Here is a 15129-nt window from a genome sequence, read left to right as displayed (position 1 = left end):
TGTTTTTTATTAAAAATGGATGAATTAAAATATCTATTCCTTTGATAGTACAAAATTAGCATTGGCGTTTTTATTAAATTTGCCAAAAAATATATCTGAAACGACAATATGAAATGTGGATTAACCGAAACAACAGAAAGCCAGTTTGTAGACACTATTGAAAAGGAAGCTTATGTATGGTGCGAAAAAGACTGGAAGCATGATGATCACGAACATATTCATCACCGTGCCCAGCTCACTTTTGTGGAAGACGGCTATCAGTATTTTCATATCGACAGGAAGATTTATCTCGTACCGCAGCATCATGTGATTTGGGTACCTTCAGGGAAAGCGCATAAGATCACTTCTGAAGCAAAAACTGTAAATTTGATGGTATTTCTTTTCAAATCTGTGTTTGAGGAAGAGTTTTATCAGAATGTTCAGGTATTTGCTGTTCCACCAGTTCTCAGAGAAATGTTGCTTTATGCCTCAAAATGGAACAAATCTTTAGTGGAAAATGAGGAACAGGATATTTTCTTTAAGGCAATTTTAAAGAGCCTTCCCAACTTCTGTAAAGAAACCAATAGACTGGAAATTCCAGCGCCAACTGATACAAGACTTATTCCGGTATGTCAGGAAATAAATACTCATTTTAAATATAATCTGGATGTTGATTCTTTGGCGGAAAAAGCACAAATGTCGGTCCGAAGTCTGCAGCGTATCTTTAAAAATGAAACAGGGATGACATTGCAAAAATATATGCAGCTGACCAGAATTTTAAAAAGTATAGAACTGATTGATACCCGTCAATATACTTTAAGTGAAGTAGCTTATAAAGTAGGTTATCAGAGTCTTTCAGCCTTCACCTCTTCTTATTTTACGGTCATGAAAACCAAGCCGGGGAATCATAAGAATAAGACCGAAAGTTAATAGAACTGGTTTTATTTTAAGATTAATAATCTGTTGAGTTCACTTTTAAAACAGCCTAAAATAAACTCAGTATAATACAATTGGGCATTCAAAGCCTGGGTTTTGGGATGCAGTTCCAACTTTTTGGTGAGAATAATTTCTCCTTTATAAGAAAATGAAAAGTATGCATACACCTTATAGGCAGAGCTTCTGTTGGAGGTTGAATAGCCTGTTGTAGCAATAGACCAGTCGGATTCAAACAGTTTTGCAATTTGCAGAGCCATAGTTTCCACGATGTTTTTTGAAACAGAATCACAATCTTCGGCTTCCTTTCTGTTTACATTCAACAATCTTACTTTTTCCGGGAGGCTGTAAGCGGTCATTCCTCCTTTATAAAATAGCTGAGCATTGGGCATTTGGGAAAAAGCCAGCTGTAAGCATCCTGAAGTGACACTTTCCGCCACAGAAATCGTTTCATCTATGGTGAGCAGAGATTGACTTATATATTCCAGAAGATTTTTTTGAAAATCCATAATGTAATATTTTAAGTGATAGGTTACATGGGATTCAGCATCATGAAGGTAAAAAAGCTGCTGAATGTATATCAAAACTGCAGCTTTTCATTTCAATGTTATAAGATGGTGTGAAGGGTGTTTTCTAATCTATCTTTTTACTGTTTTCCAATATTTCAAGAAATCGGTTGATATACTCTTCTTCTTTTCTCACTTTATAATAAGCTGTTTTGGCATATAAAGTAAAAGATGGACTTTCCATTCTTACTTCCGCGTCATGAGTGGTATCTCCCATTGTGTTTTGGGTATGAAAATCGCGGATGTGAAGAAAATATTCATTTATACAATCGTCAATTACTTTTTTCAGAATTTCGCATTGTGCATTGTTTTTAATCTTTTCCAATGATTTGATCAGAAAAGCAGTGACTCCGTAAGAATTGATAATAACCGGAAACAAAGATTCATTTTCAAGAGCATTGTTTTTATCATTCAATCCCGAATGCAGTAAAGTTTCATTTTCAAATATCATATTTTCTGGTTATTAGTTATGGGTTGATTTTAAATAGTGTTCAAAATAGTGCAGATCATCCTTGTCTTTAATAGAAAGATAGAACATTATTTGTTCCGGCTCTTTACATCCAATGCTGCTGAAACAGTCGAAATGAGCAATCAGAGCCTGAATATTCTCAATATGTATATCTTTTAAGATGATAAACAGCAGAAATATATTCTCCTTGATTTCTTTTGCATAAATGGCTGCCCCAGCTTCATACCAATCTCCTTTGTTCGGAACTTTTACAAAGTCTTTGTGCTTTAAGTCTTTTATTATTTTCTGACAATCCATATCTCATATGATTTGAGTTTCTGATGTATAATAAACCTTAGCAAAAGATTTTGTCTCCGTAAAATTTCAGAATAAAAGGCTAAAAATGGTACTTCATTCTGTTGATAAACTTGCCATTATTTTTACTAAAATTGATATTTTAAATTTAAATCAGAATAACTCCTTTTCTTATGATTTGGATCATAGCAAAAAGCATTAATAGAATATTTTTCTGTTTTCCAGCTTAATATGTCCTTCTTTTTCCATTTTTTTCAAGGTACGGATCACCGTTTCCACTCGAAGCCCAACGAGATTGGCCAATTCCTGTCTTGTAAATTCAACCTGAAAACTTCCACAGCTTTCTTCATGGAAACTTTTCAGATAATCTAAAAGACCTTTTAAACGCTGGGACGGATTTTGGGAAGCTAAACTCTGCATCATCACCAGTTTATAATACACCTGTTGAGAAAAACAGGCATTCATTTCCAGAGAAAGCTCAGGATTTTCTTTAAGCATTTCAATGAAACTGCTTTTGGGCAATCTTATAATCTCAGAACCTTCAATACATATGGCATTCATCGGGTAAGGATGTTCCAGGAAAAGCAACGGATCTCCAAAACTTTGATTCTTTTTCAGAATGTTATGAATAAACTCTTTTCCGTCTTCATTATAGTTATTCAACTTCACCTTTCCTTTTGTAATCTGAAAATAAAAAAGCGTATGATCTCCTTCTTTAAAAATAGTCTCTTTGGGTTTGTAAATACGGTCTTCTGCACCGAATGAGTACAAAAGATCTTCATCAATATTCATACAGCTTATCGTTTTCATAATTTTATTTTGGTTGTGTTTGTGGATTTCAAGGTTTATACAAAAAGTGAACCTTACAAATTGATGAAAATGTTAAAAATAGTTAAATTGATTATCAAATTCTATTTCATTAAAGTTGTTATCAAATGTTTTTCTTAAACATTCAATGATTAAACTGATTTATGCCCATCATTATACTATTGATGATTTCAAAAAAAATTCCAGCTATTTTCATCATGAAAATAAACTGGAATCGGCTATTCAGAACTATGCATTATCTGAAAATATTTTGAAGGCTCCGGGGCCTTTTAATGCTTGCGTTGTATTATTTAGCAAATTTTTTAGTTCCTGCAACACATAAAATCACTCCTACGGTCACTCCCAACATTCCTATACTCACCTGCTCATGAAGAAAGTATGCAGCCAATGCCAATCCAAAGAAAGGCTGTAGCAACTGAAGCTGTCCTACTGTTGTAATGCCTCCCTGCGCCAATCCTTTATACCAGAATATAAAACCAATAAACATGCTGAATAAAGAAATATAACCTAATCCAAACCAGCCTTTAAAGCTTACGGTTGCCAGATTTTCGGGAAAATAGATAAAGAAAAGAGGAAGCATTATAGGCAGAGAGATCACCAAAGCCCATGAAATTACTTGCCAACCTCCTAATGTTTTTGAAAGCTTTGCTCCTTCTGCATATCCCAATCCACATAGTATCACAGCCAAAAGCATGAGAATATCTCCAACAGGAGACGCAGATATTCCTTGAGAAAAAGCATAACCGATCACCAGAAGACTTCCAATCACTGAAAAGACCCAAAAGATAGGATGAGGCCTTTCTCCACCACGGAACACTCCAAAAATAGCGGTAGCAAGAGGTAACATTCCCAAGAACACAATAGAATGTGCAGAGGTAAGGTATTGCAATGCTAAAGAAGAAAGCAACGGAAATCCTATCACACAGCCTAATGCTACTAAAACCAGAGAAAACAGCTGATTTTTGGCCGGACGTTTTTCTTTATAGATCATCAGTACAGAAAGGGCAAGAACACCTGCAATTACGGCTCTTGCAAGGGTTACAAATATAGGATCCATTTCCATTACAGCAAGTTTTGTACCCGGCATTGAGCCACTAAAAAGCAAGACACCAATGAATCCATTAATCCATCCGCTTATCGCCTGATCTTTTGAAATTGTATTTGTCATCATCTTTTTAATTTTTTTGTATGGTTCAAAATTAGAAAGGAAAAACAGATAAACACAGTATCAGTTTTGTATATTTGCATGAGCACAGTTTGAGATTATGAGTAAAGAATTCTTATATACAGAAATTGCAGACGGCATTGCCAACCAAATCAGAAATGGAGTGTTAAAAGCTGGAGATAAGCTTCCTTCAGTAAGAATGCTATGTCAGGAACATCAGGTAAGCATGAATACTGCGAAACGAGTATTTCTGGAGCTTGAATCGATGTCTATGGTTGAATCGAAACCCCAATCCGGATATTTTGTAAGCCAGTTATTGTCTGTAAAACTCCCTCTCCCCGCAATAAGTCGCCCCTCTTTGATTGCCAACAATGATGAACCGGATGAACTGATCAGTAAAGTTTATGAAAATATGGGGCGGAAAGATCTTACTTTCTTCTCTATAGGAATTCCATCCGGAGATCTGCTTCCTCAAGCCAAACTGAAAAAGGAGATTGTAAATGCAATCCGTATACTGAAAGAAGGCGGAACAGAGTATGAAGAACTTCAGGGAAATCTTACGCTTCGAAGAATGATTGCCGTACGTTCTTTTCAATGGGGAGGCGGCCTTAAAGAAGATGATCTTGTAACCACCAACGGAGGTATGAATGCCCTGTCTTTCTGTCTCATGGCATTGGGAAAGCCTGGGGATACAATCGCTATAGAAAGCCCTTGTTATCCGGGAATTTTACAGCTCGCCAACGGTATGGGCCTAAAAGTTCTGGAACTTCCCACCCATCCCACTACAGGAATCGAAATAGAAGCGTTAAAAAAACTGATTCCTAAAATTGATCTGTGTCTGTTAATTCCCAACTTCAATTCTCCTTTAGGAAGCTGTATGCCTGATGAAAACAAAAAAGAGGTTGTTAAAATATTATCCGAAAATAATATCCCTTTAATCGAAGATGATGTATACGGAGATCTGTATTTCGGAGCTTCACGCCCAAAATGCTGCAAATCTTTTGATAAAGATGGCAATGTATTGTATTGCAGCTCAATATCAAAGACTTTGGCTCCGGGGTATCGTGTTGGCTGGATTGCCCCTGGAAAATATAAAGAGAAAATATTGAAACTTAAACTGCTCCATTCCACTTCTTCTATTTCAATTGTCAATGAAGCGGTTGCCAATTTTTTAAAATCCGGAAAATACGAAAAACACCTTCAGCAACTTCGCAAAACACTTCAAAGCAATTACCAGAATTATGTACAGACTATTGCCGAATCTTTTCCTGAAGGAACTAAAACCAGTCGCCCCCAGGGAGGACTTTCTATATGGATAGAATTTGATAAAAAAATCCGTACCACCGAACTCTACGATTTGGCTATTAAGCAGAATATAAGCATTGCCCCCGGAAGAATGTTTACCTTTCAGGAGCAGTTTGAAAACTGTATGCGCCTTTGCATTGGTCTCCCATGGTCAGAAGATACTCAGACAAAACTGAGACAGGTTGGGCAACTTGCTAAAAAGATTTATCAGACTTCTTAAAAGGATTCTGATATTAAAAATGAAAGCTGGAAGTCATTACTTTCAATAATCACTTCCAGCTCTATTTTTTCAATTTTTCCGTTTTTTATTTATTATCCGGAACAAAATTCTTTCTTGCCAGCTCTTTTCTTACGCGGCTTAAACTTTCAGGAGTGATACCTAAATAAGAAGCAATCATCCATTGTGGAACACGCAGCAGAAGATCCGGATACATCTTAATGAATTTCATATATCTTTCCTCAGCAGTTTCACCCAGCAAAGAATTGATTCTGTTCTGAAGACTTCTGATGTGCTTTTGAAGAAGAAAATCACTTCTTTCAATACTGTTTGGGAATTGTTCTACCAGCTTGTTGAAGAAGTCCGGGTGAAGAAACAGTACTTCTGAATCTTCAACGGCCTCAATATAGTAATTGGATTTTTCGTTGAAGTAAAGACTGCTTCGGTCAGAAATCAGCCAGCTTTCCGGCGCAAATTGTATAATATGCTCCTTACCGTTTTTATCGATAGAATACATTTTTAAAAGCCCTCTTTCTACAAAGAATATATGTCTGCATATTTCTCCATACTGCAAAAGAAACTGATTTTTAGGAATCTTTTTTACTTCGTAATGTAGACTGCAGGCGTTCACACTTTGAAGCGGAACGTTTAAAACTTTGGCTAAATAATTATTGATATTCTTCATGATACAATCTGGCTTAAGGAAATGTCTTGGTGCGAAGCGTTATTTACCGCTTTTCCGTCCTGTATAACAATCATTTGCGGACTTTCGTGTCTTATCTCAAAATCGCTGGCAATTTTATTGGAAATTGGCCTGTACGCCAGTAGATCCAAGTAGTATAATTCTAAAGGCTGATCTGCATTTTCAACTTCTCTTTCAAAATTTTTCAACACTGTTCTGCTGATAAAACAGCTTGTAGAATGCTTGAATATCGCTATTTTATGACGGTGAGAATTTTCAATAGCTTGTGCCAGATCTTCCTCAGATTCTATCTTCTTCCAAAAAGATTTTTGTTCGGGGTTTTCACTTTTTCCGCCGAATATTTTATCAAAAAAACTCATACATTAAATTGTTTTAAATGATGATCTAGATGTTTATATTCTAAAAATTCCCAGTCTTTTTCAGTCATGTTTCCGAATAATCTGTGATGGTCCGGTAGACTGTTATCATCACAGGCTTCACGGAATTCTTCCAGTGTTTTCAGTAGATTGGTCTTTGATTCATCAAAATCACACTCAAAATTAACGATTAGTTTTTGAAAAGTAGGCATATTTCTGGGAATTCCGTTATTGAAAACATACATTTCTATTTTTGTAACGGCCCCAATGGTTTGAAAAAGGAAGTTGATGCGGGGAAGTTCAATTTTTTGCAAGGCAACCTGGAGAACCAGATCACAATGCTTAAGCATCTGACTTACATTCATTTTCCCCCATTTTCTGAGAGATTTTTCAGAAAGTTTGGAAATTCTGTTTACAATTTCTCGGTAATATATCGGATTATTAAGTTTTTTCTTTACCAACCTTTTTCTTTCTTCAGATTTTCAATATGAGCAAAATGATGATTGCAGTGCCAAACGTATAAGGCAAGACTTTCTCTAAGATTATAGCTCCTGTTGTGCTCCGGATGTTGAAATGTTCTTTCAAACTGTTTATTGGTAAGGCTTTTAAGAAGAGTAACCCATCTTTGGTGTGTTCCTTTCAACATACGCATTGCCGGCTTTACAGGCATATGATAGCTGTCCTGAAGTTCTGCCCACTGCGCTTCATTATAAGGTTTTATCGTTGGATTATCTTCTGTAAGAGCCAGTTTGAAACGGATAAAACTGTTGATATGACTATCTGAAAGATGATTCACCACCTGTCTTACTGTCCATCCGCCTTCTCTGTAAGGAGTATCCAGCTGATCATCCGTAAAATGTTCGATGAGATTTTTTAACCTTCCAGGGAAATCTTTGATCACTTTGATGTAGGTATCCAACGTGGTATCGCAGATATTTTCCGGAGTTTCAAACATTCCTATAGGAAATTTTTTTTTCTCTAAATCGCTCATTATTCAGGGTTTTAATTTGTAAATATTGCCAGGATCAGTCTGATTGTTCAGTTGAAAGCAAATTTTAGTTGTTATGACTGTAAATGTATCAAAAATCCGAGATATCTGAATATGAACAAAATGTTAATTGTACTAAAAAAACGAATGATCTTCATTCTACAAAAAAAGGCTTCAATTTTATCAAAAACTGAAGTCTTTATATATTATAATATTAATAGCCGTGAAGATCAATACCTTCTGTCCTTTGTAAGGTAACTTTTCGGCCCATTTTCTTTTGAATAACACGGAAATGCTGCAATTCATCATCCGTGAGAATGGTAATGGCAGTTCCTTTTTCGTTGGCACGGCCTGTTCTACCAATTCGGTGAATATAATCTATAGGAGAACGTGGCAATTCGTAATTGATTACACAAGGAAGAGACTCAATATGGATTCCACGACCGATAAGGTCTGTCGCTACCAGGATTTGAGCTCCATCCACTTTAAATTCTTCTAAATTATTTCTACGGGCTCCTTGTGATTTCTGACTGTGGATTGCTACTGCTTTAATTTTATTTTTTTTCAGCTTTTCAACCAGATTGTCTGCCGATCTTGTAGAAGAAACAAAAACCAACGCTTTTTCTACCTTCTTTTCTTTAATCAGATAACGCAGAAAAGGACCTTTACTTTCCGGAGAAACATGATAAGCCAATTGTTCTATATTATCAATCTCTACTTCTTCTTTTTTAATCTCAACAATAACAGGATTGATGGATAAACGCTCTTTCATTTCAGAAACCTTATCATTCAATGTTGCTGAAAATAAAGTGGTCTGCTTTGCTACTGGCATCATGGCAAAAAGTTTGTTCATCTCTTCACCAAAGCCCAACTGAAACATTTTGTCAGCCTCATCAATCACCAAATGCTGAATACCTGAAATACTTAAAGCATTATGATCAATCAAGTCTAATAATCGTCCTGGTGTAGCAATAAGAACTTCTACTCCAAACATTCCTTTCATCTGTGGATTGATGGAAACTCCTCCATATACTGCCATTGTACGAACTTCACGCTTCAGATTATCTGTAAAAGCTCTGAAAACTTCATCAATCTGAATGGCCAATTCGCGGGTAGGAACCAATATCAGAACCTGAACATTACGTCCTTTCTTAACTTCTGAATTCTGCAGTTTCTCCAAAATAGGCATTACAAAACAAGCCGTTTTTCCGGAGCCTGTCTGCGCAATTCCCATAAGATCTTTTCCCTGCAAAATAACCGGGACAGCCTGTTCCTGGATGGGAAATGGCTTTAAATACCCCAATTTTTTAACAGAACGAATAATATTGTGTGATAATCCTAAAGACTCGAATGACATAAAAATACTTATTTTCTGCAAAGATAAGCTATTGAGATTTGGTTTTCGCTGTAAAAAGGAACCGTTGCAGACAAAGTTTATCTTTTACTCTATAAGTTGAAAGAATTCAGGCATTTATTAAAAAAATATGATCATTTGAATCTGTTAAGTCTTGTTTTTTCCTTTAAATTAAATAAGAATTAAAGTCCGGATTTTTCAATTTGTCTCATAAAAGCTTAAAACGTCTTATTTTAAACTCCCATTCTCTATTCTCAGCGTTTTGATAAAATTATATTGCCGATTTGTCCGATAATTTTGTTTTGGAAGATTTTTTGACGCTGATTTTCGTAAATTAATCAAAAATTCGAGAAATCTAAATATGAAAAAAGCGTTAATAATCGTTGATGTACAGAATGATTTTTGTGAAGGAGGAGCACTTGCTGTACCGGGAGCCAATGAAATTATTCCTTACATCAATCTGCTGATGGAAGAAAATGAATACGATCAGGTTGTTCTTACCCAGGACTGGCATCCTGTAGGCCACAAGAGCTTTGCAAGCAGCAACGGAAGAAAAGTGGGAGAAAGCATCATCCTGAACGGTGTTCCTCAGTTTATGTGGCCGGATCACTGTGTACAGGGAAGCTTTGGTGCAGAATTCCATAAAGATCTGAACAGAGATAAAGTAACCCACATTATACAAAAAGGTAAAAATATTGAAATAGACAGCTACAGCGGTTTCCAGGATAATAACCATTTTATGAAAACCGGATTGGATGATTTCCTGAAATACCATGATATTCAATTGGTAGAAATCGTAGGTCTGGCAATGGATTATTGTGTGAAGTTTACGGCTCAGGATGCTGTCGCTAATGGATATGTTACCTGCTTACATTTTAATGGAACCCGTGCTGTCAATGTAAAGCCGGATAACGGAAGAGATGCGATCTATGAAATGATTGAAAAAGGAGTAACGGTACTTGGATAAAACAAGCATACAATAAAGATATACTCAAAAATAAACAGCATCAGTGATGCTGTTTATTTTTTTGATATAATAGATTACTCCTGGCTCAGTACCGTTAATTCTGACAGAAAATCTTTAGGTTCAATATTTCCCATCGCAAATTCATGCTCCAACAATTTGATTTTTTCGGTTCTGGTATAAGGTCTATCATAGATGGTCTTCAGAATACGTTCTTCATTATGACGAGGAACAAGAAGATGTTCTGCCTCCCGAAAAGCACTATAATATCTGACACCCAATATCCTTTGCGACAGGGCATTGAAGTGAATGTTGTCAGCATTGGCCGTAAGTCCTTTCGCGGTAACAAAATAACAGTTCGCATGGGCTTTTGCAAATTCTTCCAGTGCCCGATTCACCAGAGGGTATGAAGTAAAATATTTCCCGAAGATTCCACTGGATAGAAAATCTCCTAAGCCACCTATTATAAGAGGAACTTCCGGAATATTAAGCTCCTGGCGCAAGGTTTCCGTTATTACAGAAAATTTTTCGCTATATCTCTCGGCTTTTTCCGGAGAACAGTCATTTTCCCCCTGATGCCAGAGAATGCCTGTAATCCGGCTTGTTCGTTGTGCCAACTTTGCCTGTGATATAGCATTTTCAAATAAAGCACCTCCTACCGCCCAATCATCAAGGCTGGTTCCTCCGTCAGCACAGGGAATCAATCCTATTTCGTCTTGTTGATGGTCTAGTCTCCAGGAGGCAGCAAATGAAGCGGCAAGTCCCACACCGGCATTGGAACGGTCAAAATTAATTGGCTCAGACATAATCTGCCATAATCCGTTTCTTTGCATTTTAATATGTTCATCGTAGATAGCCGGAACTTCTTTGGCGTAACCCCTACCAGCCATATTGGACTGGCCTATCATTAAAAAGGAATGTATCATTTTTTATTTTCTTGTATACCAATACTTCTGCTGAATGAATACCAGGCCAGTTTTTTCACTTCATTCTGAGCAATATCTCCGGATCTGAACGCCGTAATCGTTGCAGTGATCACACTTGTGAAAAGAATTCTTATCCAGGGTAATGGAAGCTGATTACTGATCACTTGCTGCTTTTGTAATTCCTGAATGGCATCAAATAATTGATTTCTTCTTTTTAAATAGACCTCACTTTGACTGTTTTCGTCAATTGTTGAAGAAAATTTAACATGATCATTAAGTTTAATAAGGAAAGCATACTTTGTTCCGCTGTCAATTCCTGCATATAATAAATGCTCAAGCTGTATTAAAGGATCTTCTGAGCTGTCACAAACTTTAAGAGTGGCAGATTCCCATGCTTCCATCATATTCCTGTTACATTCTTCCAGCAGTTCATTCCGACTTTTAAAATATCGGTGAATCGTTCTTCTGTTAATACTGCAACTTACCGCAATATCTTCAAATGTTGCTGAAAAATTCTCGTTCAAAACGGATATTGCCGCATCAATAATTTTCTGCTTGGTATTCATATCTTTTTTATTGACTCAAATATACGACAATTGTCTCAACTTTGAGACAATTTAATTTTTAAATAATAAATCCATGTAAAATGAAACCGCATTTTTATCCTATTAATACAACAAAAAAGCGCAGAAACAATTTCTGCGCTTTCTATTCTTTACCATAAAATGATTTCAATCAAAACCCTGAATCTGAAATTCAAAGGTTGTCATTGTTCTAAAGCATTTTAAGGTTGTTTACTTCCAGTTCTGAAAGGATTCTCCAGTGTCCTCTTTTGATGTTCTTCTTCGTTAATCCGGCAAACATTACTCTGTCTAAAGATTCTACCTCGTATCCTAATCTTTGGAATATTCTTCTGATCACACGGTTCCATCCGATATGGATTTCAATTCCAATCTCATTCTTCGGTTTTCCTTCGATATATGAAATCTGATCAACAACCGCTACTCCTTCATCAAGACGAATTCCTTCCGCAATAAGACGCAAATCTTCACCTGTAAGTTTCTTATCCAGTGTTACGTGGTAAATCTTTTTAGCATCGAAAGAAGGGTGAGTAAGTTTTTTCGTCATATGGCCGTCATTCGTCAACAAGATAACTCCTGTTGTTGAACGATCCAGTCTTCCTACTGGGAAAAGTCTGTAAGGAGAAGCATTGGCTACAAGATCCATTACAGTTTTTCTGGCTTTGTCATCCTTAGTAGTAGAAATATAACCTTTTGGCTTGTTCAAAAGTACATATACAGGTTTTTCCGGTGTAATGCTTTGTCCGTCAAACACTACTCTATCTGTTTTTTGTACCTGATAACCCATTTCGGTTACTACTTTTCCGTTTACCTCTACAAGTCCCTGAGTGATCAGCTCATCAGCTTCTCTTCTGCTGCAGATCCCTGAGTTGGCAATATACTTATTCAAACGGATGCTGTCTTTGTGGACATCCTTTTCGATTTTGTTCAGCCTTCTTTTCTGTACAAAAGATTTTGCTCTGTCATCATTTCTTTCTTCGCCGTTGGATGGTCTTCTACCATATTTTAGGCTGCCTCTTTCGTACTTATCTCTTGTATCAAAATTTTTTCCACCTCTTTTAGGTTTTCCAAAAGATTTTCTCTCAAAGCTCTCACTTTTGTTCGTAATGTATGGCTTACGTTCAGATCTTGAGCCAAAATCTTCATTCGAGTTTTCAGAACTTTCTGTATTTCTCTTAAAAGGTTTCTTTTCAAATTTTGAGTTGGACCCTTGATGTTCCGGGCCTTTTCTTCCTCCGTCTTTAGAGAAAGGTTTTTTAAAAGGTTTTGATCCTGAAGAATTTCCAGATCTGGAAGCACGAGAATCATCAGAACTTTTCTTGGTTGAAATTCTTGGTCTCTTTGGTCTGTCTGAATTATTATTATCTCTGCTCATTCTAAAAATTTCTGCAAAGATAGTAATTTAGTTATGAGTTAAAAATTAAGAATCATAACTTTGCAATATAGTTTATGTTTTTAACTTTATATATCAACTAAGATGATAACAATATTAAATGATAATTTTTCTCAGCTTAACGACTTTCTTCACGAAAAATCATTCAGTAAGATTTTTATACTGGTAGATGAGAATACTCATGAATACTGTCTTCCTGTTCTTTTAGGAAACATGGAAACAGATCTTGGGTTCGAAATTCTGGAGATTGAAGCCGGAGAGGAGATGAAGAATATCCAGACAGCCAATCAGCTGTGGGAAATTCTTACGGAAATGCAGGCAGACAGAAAAGCATTGGTTATCAACCTTGGTGGCGGCGTAATTACGGATATGGGAGGCTTTGTTGCTTCTACTTATAAGAGAGGAATAAAGTTCATCAATATCCCAACTACCCTTTTATCGATGTGTGATGCTTCTATAGGAGGCAAAACGGGGATTGATCTGATGCATTATAAAAATATGGTGGGAACTTTCGCTTTCCCGGAGCAAATTTTTATTTATCCTAAGTTCCTGGAAACATTACCTTTTAAAGAATTAAGAAGTGGCTTTGCAGAAATGCTGAAACATGGGCTTATTGCAGATAAAGCGCATTGGGAGCAGCTGATCCAGATTTCAAAGCTTGACGTAGCTTCTGTTACCCCACATATCCAGACTTCTATGGATATCAAACAGGAAGTTGTAGACAAAGACTTCCATGAGCAGAATATAAGAAAAACATTAAATTTTGGACATACAATAGGACATTCTGTTGAAAGCTTATGTCTGCAGCAGGAAAATCCTATTCTTCATGGAGAAGCAGTAGCTATGGGAATGATCGCAGAAGCTCATCTGGCTTATCTTGAAAATCTTATCTCAGCAGAAGATTCAACCATGATCATTGAAAATATTCAGAGATATTATCCATATTTGGACATCAGTGATTTCACAGATGAAGATATCACAGCTTTATTAATGAATGATAAAAAGAATACCGACAGCAAAATCAATTTTTCTTTACTTTCGGGAATTGGTTCTTGTACTTATGATCACCAATGCACCCAGAAAAATATTCTTGAATCCATTCATTTTTACCGAAAATTGAATGATGCATAATACAAATCGCATTCAAATATTCAGTTTTTTAACCCTATTTTTGACAAAATTGTCAATTTAGATTATTTATAAACAAATGTTTATTTAATTATATAAAATACTGAAATCCAATTATTTATACATAAAACCACTTATTCTTTAAGTGGTTTTTTTATTGATTTTACTCATAAAAAAGAATTTTGGCAAGCAATTTGGAAGATACTCAGCGTTCAACTGAAAATGTTGACAAGTAGTAAAATTTAAAATTAAGAAAGAGTAAAATTAAAAAATTAAAGTTATGAAAAAGTTAATTTTAGGATTAGCAGTAACTGCAGGAACATTAGCATTCGCTCAACAAACACCTAGCACTTCTTCCAATCCGGTAACATTCGGTGTAAAAGGGGGTATGAACGTATCTTCACTATCTAACGGAGCTGACTTAAGTGATTCAAAATCAAAAATCGGTTTTAATGCAGGTGTTTTTGCAAACATTCCATTAGCAAGTTCTTTCAGTGTACAACCAGAGGTTATTTATAATGACTTAGGTTCAAAAGTAACCAGAGAATATTCAGCTCTTGGAAACACCTATAGAAGTGAATATTCAAGAAACTTAGGATATGTTGCAGTACCTGTAATGTTCCAATATAACGCAACTCCAGAATTCTTCCTTGAAGCAGGTCCGGAATTTGGATTCTTAGTAAGTGCTAAGGATAAATTCAAAAACTCAACCAACAATAACAACAATACTCAGGTTGCTACCCTTAACAAGGATGATTTCCAAACATTCAACTTTGGTATCGGAATCGGAGCAGGTTATTATTTCCTTCCTAACCTAGGGATTACCGCAAGATATACAGCTGGTCTTACAGATATTTACAAAAATAACAATGGAGACTCTGTAAAAAACAACGTATTCCAGGTAGGATTAGCTTATAAATTCAAATAAGCTTTCCCTATACATTCACTAACAAATTTTTATATTCAATAAAGAGGTCAGA

The 15129-nt window shown here is 35.9% G+C and carries 18 protein-coding genes; 5 read left to right on the top strand and 13 right to left on the bottom strand.

Annotated features, from left to right (window positions below):
• Nucleotides 1-108 precede the first annotated feature (108 nt).
• Nucleotides 109-909, top strand: coding sequence for a helix-turn-helix domain-containing protein (locus ACL9RH_RS05570; protein WP_422692349.1), 801 nt, complete (start codon nt 109-111; stop codon nt 907-909).
• A gap of 11 nt (nt 910-920) precedes the next feature.
• Here ACL9RH_RS05570 and ACL9RH_RS05565 read toward each other — a convergent pair whose 3' ends face one another.
• From ACL9RH_RS05565 to ACL9RH_RS05545, 5 genes are all read right to left on the bottom strand, one after another.
• Complete coding sequence (locus tag ACL9RH_RS05565; RefSeq protein WP_422692348.1) at nt 921-1421, bottom strand: CinA family protein; 501 nt, start codon at nt 1419-1421, stop codon at nt 921-923.
• A 124-nt stretch (nt 1422-1545) separates the two neighbouring features.
• Nucleotides 1546-1929, bottom strand: coding sequence for a hypothetical protein (locus tag ACL9RH_RS05560; protein ID WP_422692347.1), 384 nt, complete (start codon nt 1927-1929; stop codon nt 1546-1548).
• A 12-nt stretch (nt 1930-1941) separates the two neighbouring features.
• Nucleotides 1942-2244, bottom strand: a complete 303-nt coding sequence (locus ACL9RH_RS05555) for a hypothetical protein (RefSeq protein WP_422692346.1) — start codon at nt 2242-2244, stop codon at nt 1942-1944.
• Between the two features lie 195 nt (nt 2245-2439).
• Nucleotides 2440-3051 carry a Crp/Fnr family transcriptional regulator gene (locus ACL9RH_RS05550; protein WP_422692345.1) on the bottom strand — a complete coding sequence of 204 codons (612 nt, stop codon included), beginning with the start codon at nt 3049-3051 and terminating at the stop codon, nt 2440-2442.
• 304 nt (nt 3052-3355) lie between these two features.
• A complete protein-coding gene (locus tag ACL9RH_RS05545; protein ID WP_422692344.1) occupies nt 3356-4240 on the bottom strand; it encodes a DMT family transporter in 885 nt (294 codons plus the stop codon).
• 94 nt (nt 4241-4334) lie between these two features.
• On the opposite strand from ACL9RH_RS05545, the gene ACL9RH_RS05540 reads away from it, so the two are divergent.
• A complete protein-coding gene (locus ACL9RH_RS05540; RefSeq protein WP_422692343.1) occupies nt 4335-5759 on the top strand; it encodes a PLP-dependent aminotransferase family protein in 1425 nt (474 codons plus the stop codon).
• 85 nt (nt 5760-5844) lie between these two features.
• On the opposite strand, the gene ACL9RH_RS05535 is transcribed toward ACL9RH_RS05540, so the two are convergent.
• From ACL9RH_RS05535 to ACL9RH_RS05515, 5 genes are all read right to left on the bottom strand, one after another.
• Nucleotides 5845-6441, bottom strand: a complete 597-nt coding sequence (locus ACL9RH_RS05535) for a Crp/Fnr family transcriptional regulator (RefSeq protein WP_422692342.1) — start codon at nt 6439-6441, stop codon at nt 5845-5847.
• Complete coding sequence (gene ytxJ / locus ACL9RH_RS05530; protein WP_422692341.1) at nt 6438-6818, bottom strand: bacillithiol system redox-active protein YtxJ; 381 nt, start codon at nt 6816-6818, stop codon at nt 6438-6440. The genes ACL9RH_RS05535 and ytxJ overlap by 4 nt, the downstream gene beginning before the upstream one ends.
• Complete coding sequence (locus tag ACL9RH_RS05525) at nt 6815-7276, bottom strand: DUF1569 domain-containing protein (protein ID WP_422692340.1); 462 nt, start codon at nt 7274-7276, stop codon at nt 6815-6817. The genes ytxJ and ACL9RH_RS05525 overlap by 4 nt, the downstream gene beginning before the upstream one ends.
• Nucleotides 7270-7806 (bottom strand): YfiT family bacillithiol transferase, encoded by a 537-nt coding sequence (locus ACL9RH_RS05520; protein ID WP_422692339.1) that lies wholly within the window; start codon nt 7804-7806, stop codon nt 7270-7272. The genes ACL9RH_RS05525 and ACL9RH_RS05520 overlap by 7 nt, the downstream gene beginning before the upstream one ends.
• A 211-nt stretch (nt 7807-8017) precedes the next feature.
• Nucleotides 8018-9160: a DEAD/DEAH box helicase gene (locus ACL9RH_RS05515; protein WP_422692338.1), complete on the bottom strand. Its 1143-nt coding sequence runs from the start codon at nt 9158-9160 to the stop codon at nt 8018-8020.
• Between the two features lie 358 nt (nt 9161-9518).
• Between ACL9RH_RS05515 and pncA the strand changes: the two genes are divergently transcribed.
• Nucleotides 9519-10124, top strand: coding sequence for a bifunctional nicotinamidase/pyrazinamidase (gene pncA / locus ACL9RH_RS05510; RefSeq protein ID WP_422692337.1), 606 nt, complete (start codon nt 9519-9521; stop codon nt 10122-10124).
• Between the two features lie 74 nt (nt 10125-10198).
• On the opposite strand, the gene ACL9RH_RS05505 is transcribed toward pncA, so the two are convergent.
• From ACL9RH_RS05505 to ACL9RH_RS05495, 3 genes are all read right to left on the bottom strand, one after another.
• Entirely contained in the window at nt 10199-11047 is an 849-nt protein-coding gene (locus tag ACL9RH_RS05505) for a sialate O-acetylesterase (RefSeq protein WP_422692336.1), read from the bottom strand.
• Complete coding sequence (locus ACL9RH_RS05500) at nt 11044-11613, bottom strand: TetR/AcrR family transcriptional regulator (protein ID WP_422692335.1); 570 nt, start codon at nt 11611-11613, stop codon at nt 11044-11046. Before ACL9RH_RS05500 ends, ACL9RH_RS05505 begins: the two co-directional genes overlap by 4 nt.
• A 208-nt stretch (nt 11614-11821) precedes the next feature.
• Nucleotides 11822-13003: a pseudouridine synthase gene (locus ACL9RH_RS05495; RefSeq protein ID WP_422692334.1), complete on the bottom strand. Its 1182-nt coding sequence runs from the start codon at nt 13001-13003 to the stop codon at nt 11822-11824.
• Between the two features lie 102 nt (nt 13004-13105).
• On the opposite strand from ACL9RH_RS05495, the gene aroB reads away from it, so the two are divergent.
• A complete protein-coding gene (aroB, locus tag ACL9RH_RS05490) occupies nt 13106-14152 on the top strand; it encodes a 3-dehydroquinate synthase (RefSeq protein WP_422692333.1) in 1047 nt (348 codons plus the stop codon).
• Between the two features lie 277 nt (nt 14153-14429).
• The gene (locus ACL9RH_RS05485; RefSeq protein WP_422692332.1) at nt 14430-15077 is read left to right on the top strand and encodes a porin family protein; all 648 of its coding nucleotides are present in this window, start codon (nt 14430-14432) and stop codon (nt 15075-15077) included.
• Nucleotides 15078-15129: the final 52 nt, after the last annotated feature.

Origin of the sequence: Chryseobacterium sp. Mn2064 (genome assembly GCF_049319685.1) — a bacterium.
Classification (GTDB): Bacteria; Bacteroidota; Bacteroidia; order Flavobacteriales; family Weeksellaceae; genus Chryseobacterium.
Note: the sequence above shows the minus strand (reverse complement) of the source record. Positions and strands in the feature narration are given on the sequence as shown.

Bases quoted from the DNA above. Each gene is read 5' to 3' on its own strand.
- ACL9RH_RS05565 (WP_422692348.1), bottom strand. From the start codon at position 1,421: ATGGATTTTCAAAAAAATCTTCTGGAATATATAAGTCAATCTCTGCTC.
- ACL9RH_RS05485 (WP_422692332.1), top strand. From the start codon at position 14,430: ATGAAAAAGTTAATTTTAGGATTAGCAGTAACTGCAGGAACATTAGCA.
- ACL9RH_RS05555 (WP_422692346.1), bottom strand. From the start codon at position 2,244: ATGGATTGTCAGAAAATAATAAAAGACTTAAAGCACAAAGACTTTGTA.
- ACL9RH_RS05570 (WP_422692349.1), top strand. From the start codon at position 109: ATGAAATGTGGATTAACCGAAACAACAGAAAGCCAGTTTGTAGACACT.
- ACL9RH_RS05540 (WP_422692343.1), top strand. From the start codon at position 4,335: ATGAGTAAAGAATTCTTATATACAGAAATTGCAGACGGCATTGCCAAC.
- ytxJ (WP_422692341.1), bottom strand. From the start codon at position 6,818: ATGAGTTTTTTTGATAAAATATTCGGCGGAAAAAGTGAAAACCCCGAA.
- ACL9RH_RS05500 (WP_422692335.1), bottom strand. From the start codon at position 11,613: ATGAATACCAAGCAGAAAATTATTGATGCGGCAATATCCGTTTTGAAC.
- ACL9RH_RS05545 (WP_422692344.1), bottom strand. From the start codon at position 4,240: ATGATGACAAATACAATTTCAAAAGATCAGGCGATAAGCGGATGGATT.
- ACL9RH_RS05560 (WP_422692347.1), bottom strand. From the start codon at position 1,929: ATGATATTTGAAAATGAAACTTTACTGCATTCGGGATTGAATGATAAA.
- pncA (WP_422692337.1), top strand. From the start codon at position 9,519: ATGAAAAAAGCGTTAATAATCGTTGATGTACAGAATGATTTTTGTGAA.
- ACL9RH_RS05550 (WP_422692345.1), bottom strand. From the start codon at position 3,051: ATGAAAACGATAAGCTGTATGAATATTGATGAAGATCTTTTGTACTCA.
- ACL9RH_RS05535 (WP_422692342.1), bottom strand. From the start codon at position 6,441: ATGAAGAATATCAATAATTATTTAGCCAAAGTTTTAAACGTTCCGCTT.
- aroB (WP_422692333.1), top strand. From the start codon at position 13,106: ATGATAACAATATTAAATGATAATTTTTCTCAGCTTAACGACTTTCTT.
- ACL9RH_RS05505 (WP_422692336.1), bottom strand. From the start codon at position 11,047: ATGATACATTCCTTTTTAATGATAGGCCAGTCCAATATGGCTGGTAGG.
- ACL9RH_RS05520 (WP_422692339.1), bottom strand. From the start codon at position 7,806: ATGAGCGATTTAGAGAAAAAAAAATTTCCTATAGGAATGTTTGAAACT.
- ACL9RH_RS05515 (WP_422692338.1), bottom strand. From the start codon at position 9,160: ATGTCATTCGAGTCTTTAGGATTATCACACAATATTATTCGTTCTGTT.
- ACL9RH_RS05495 (WP_422692334.1), bottom strand. From the start codon at position 13,003: ATGAGCAGAGATAATAATAATTCAGACAGACCAAAGAGACCAAGAATT.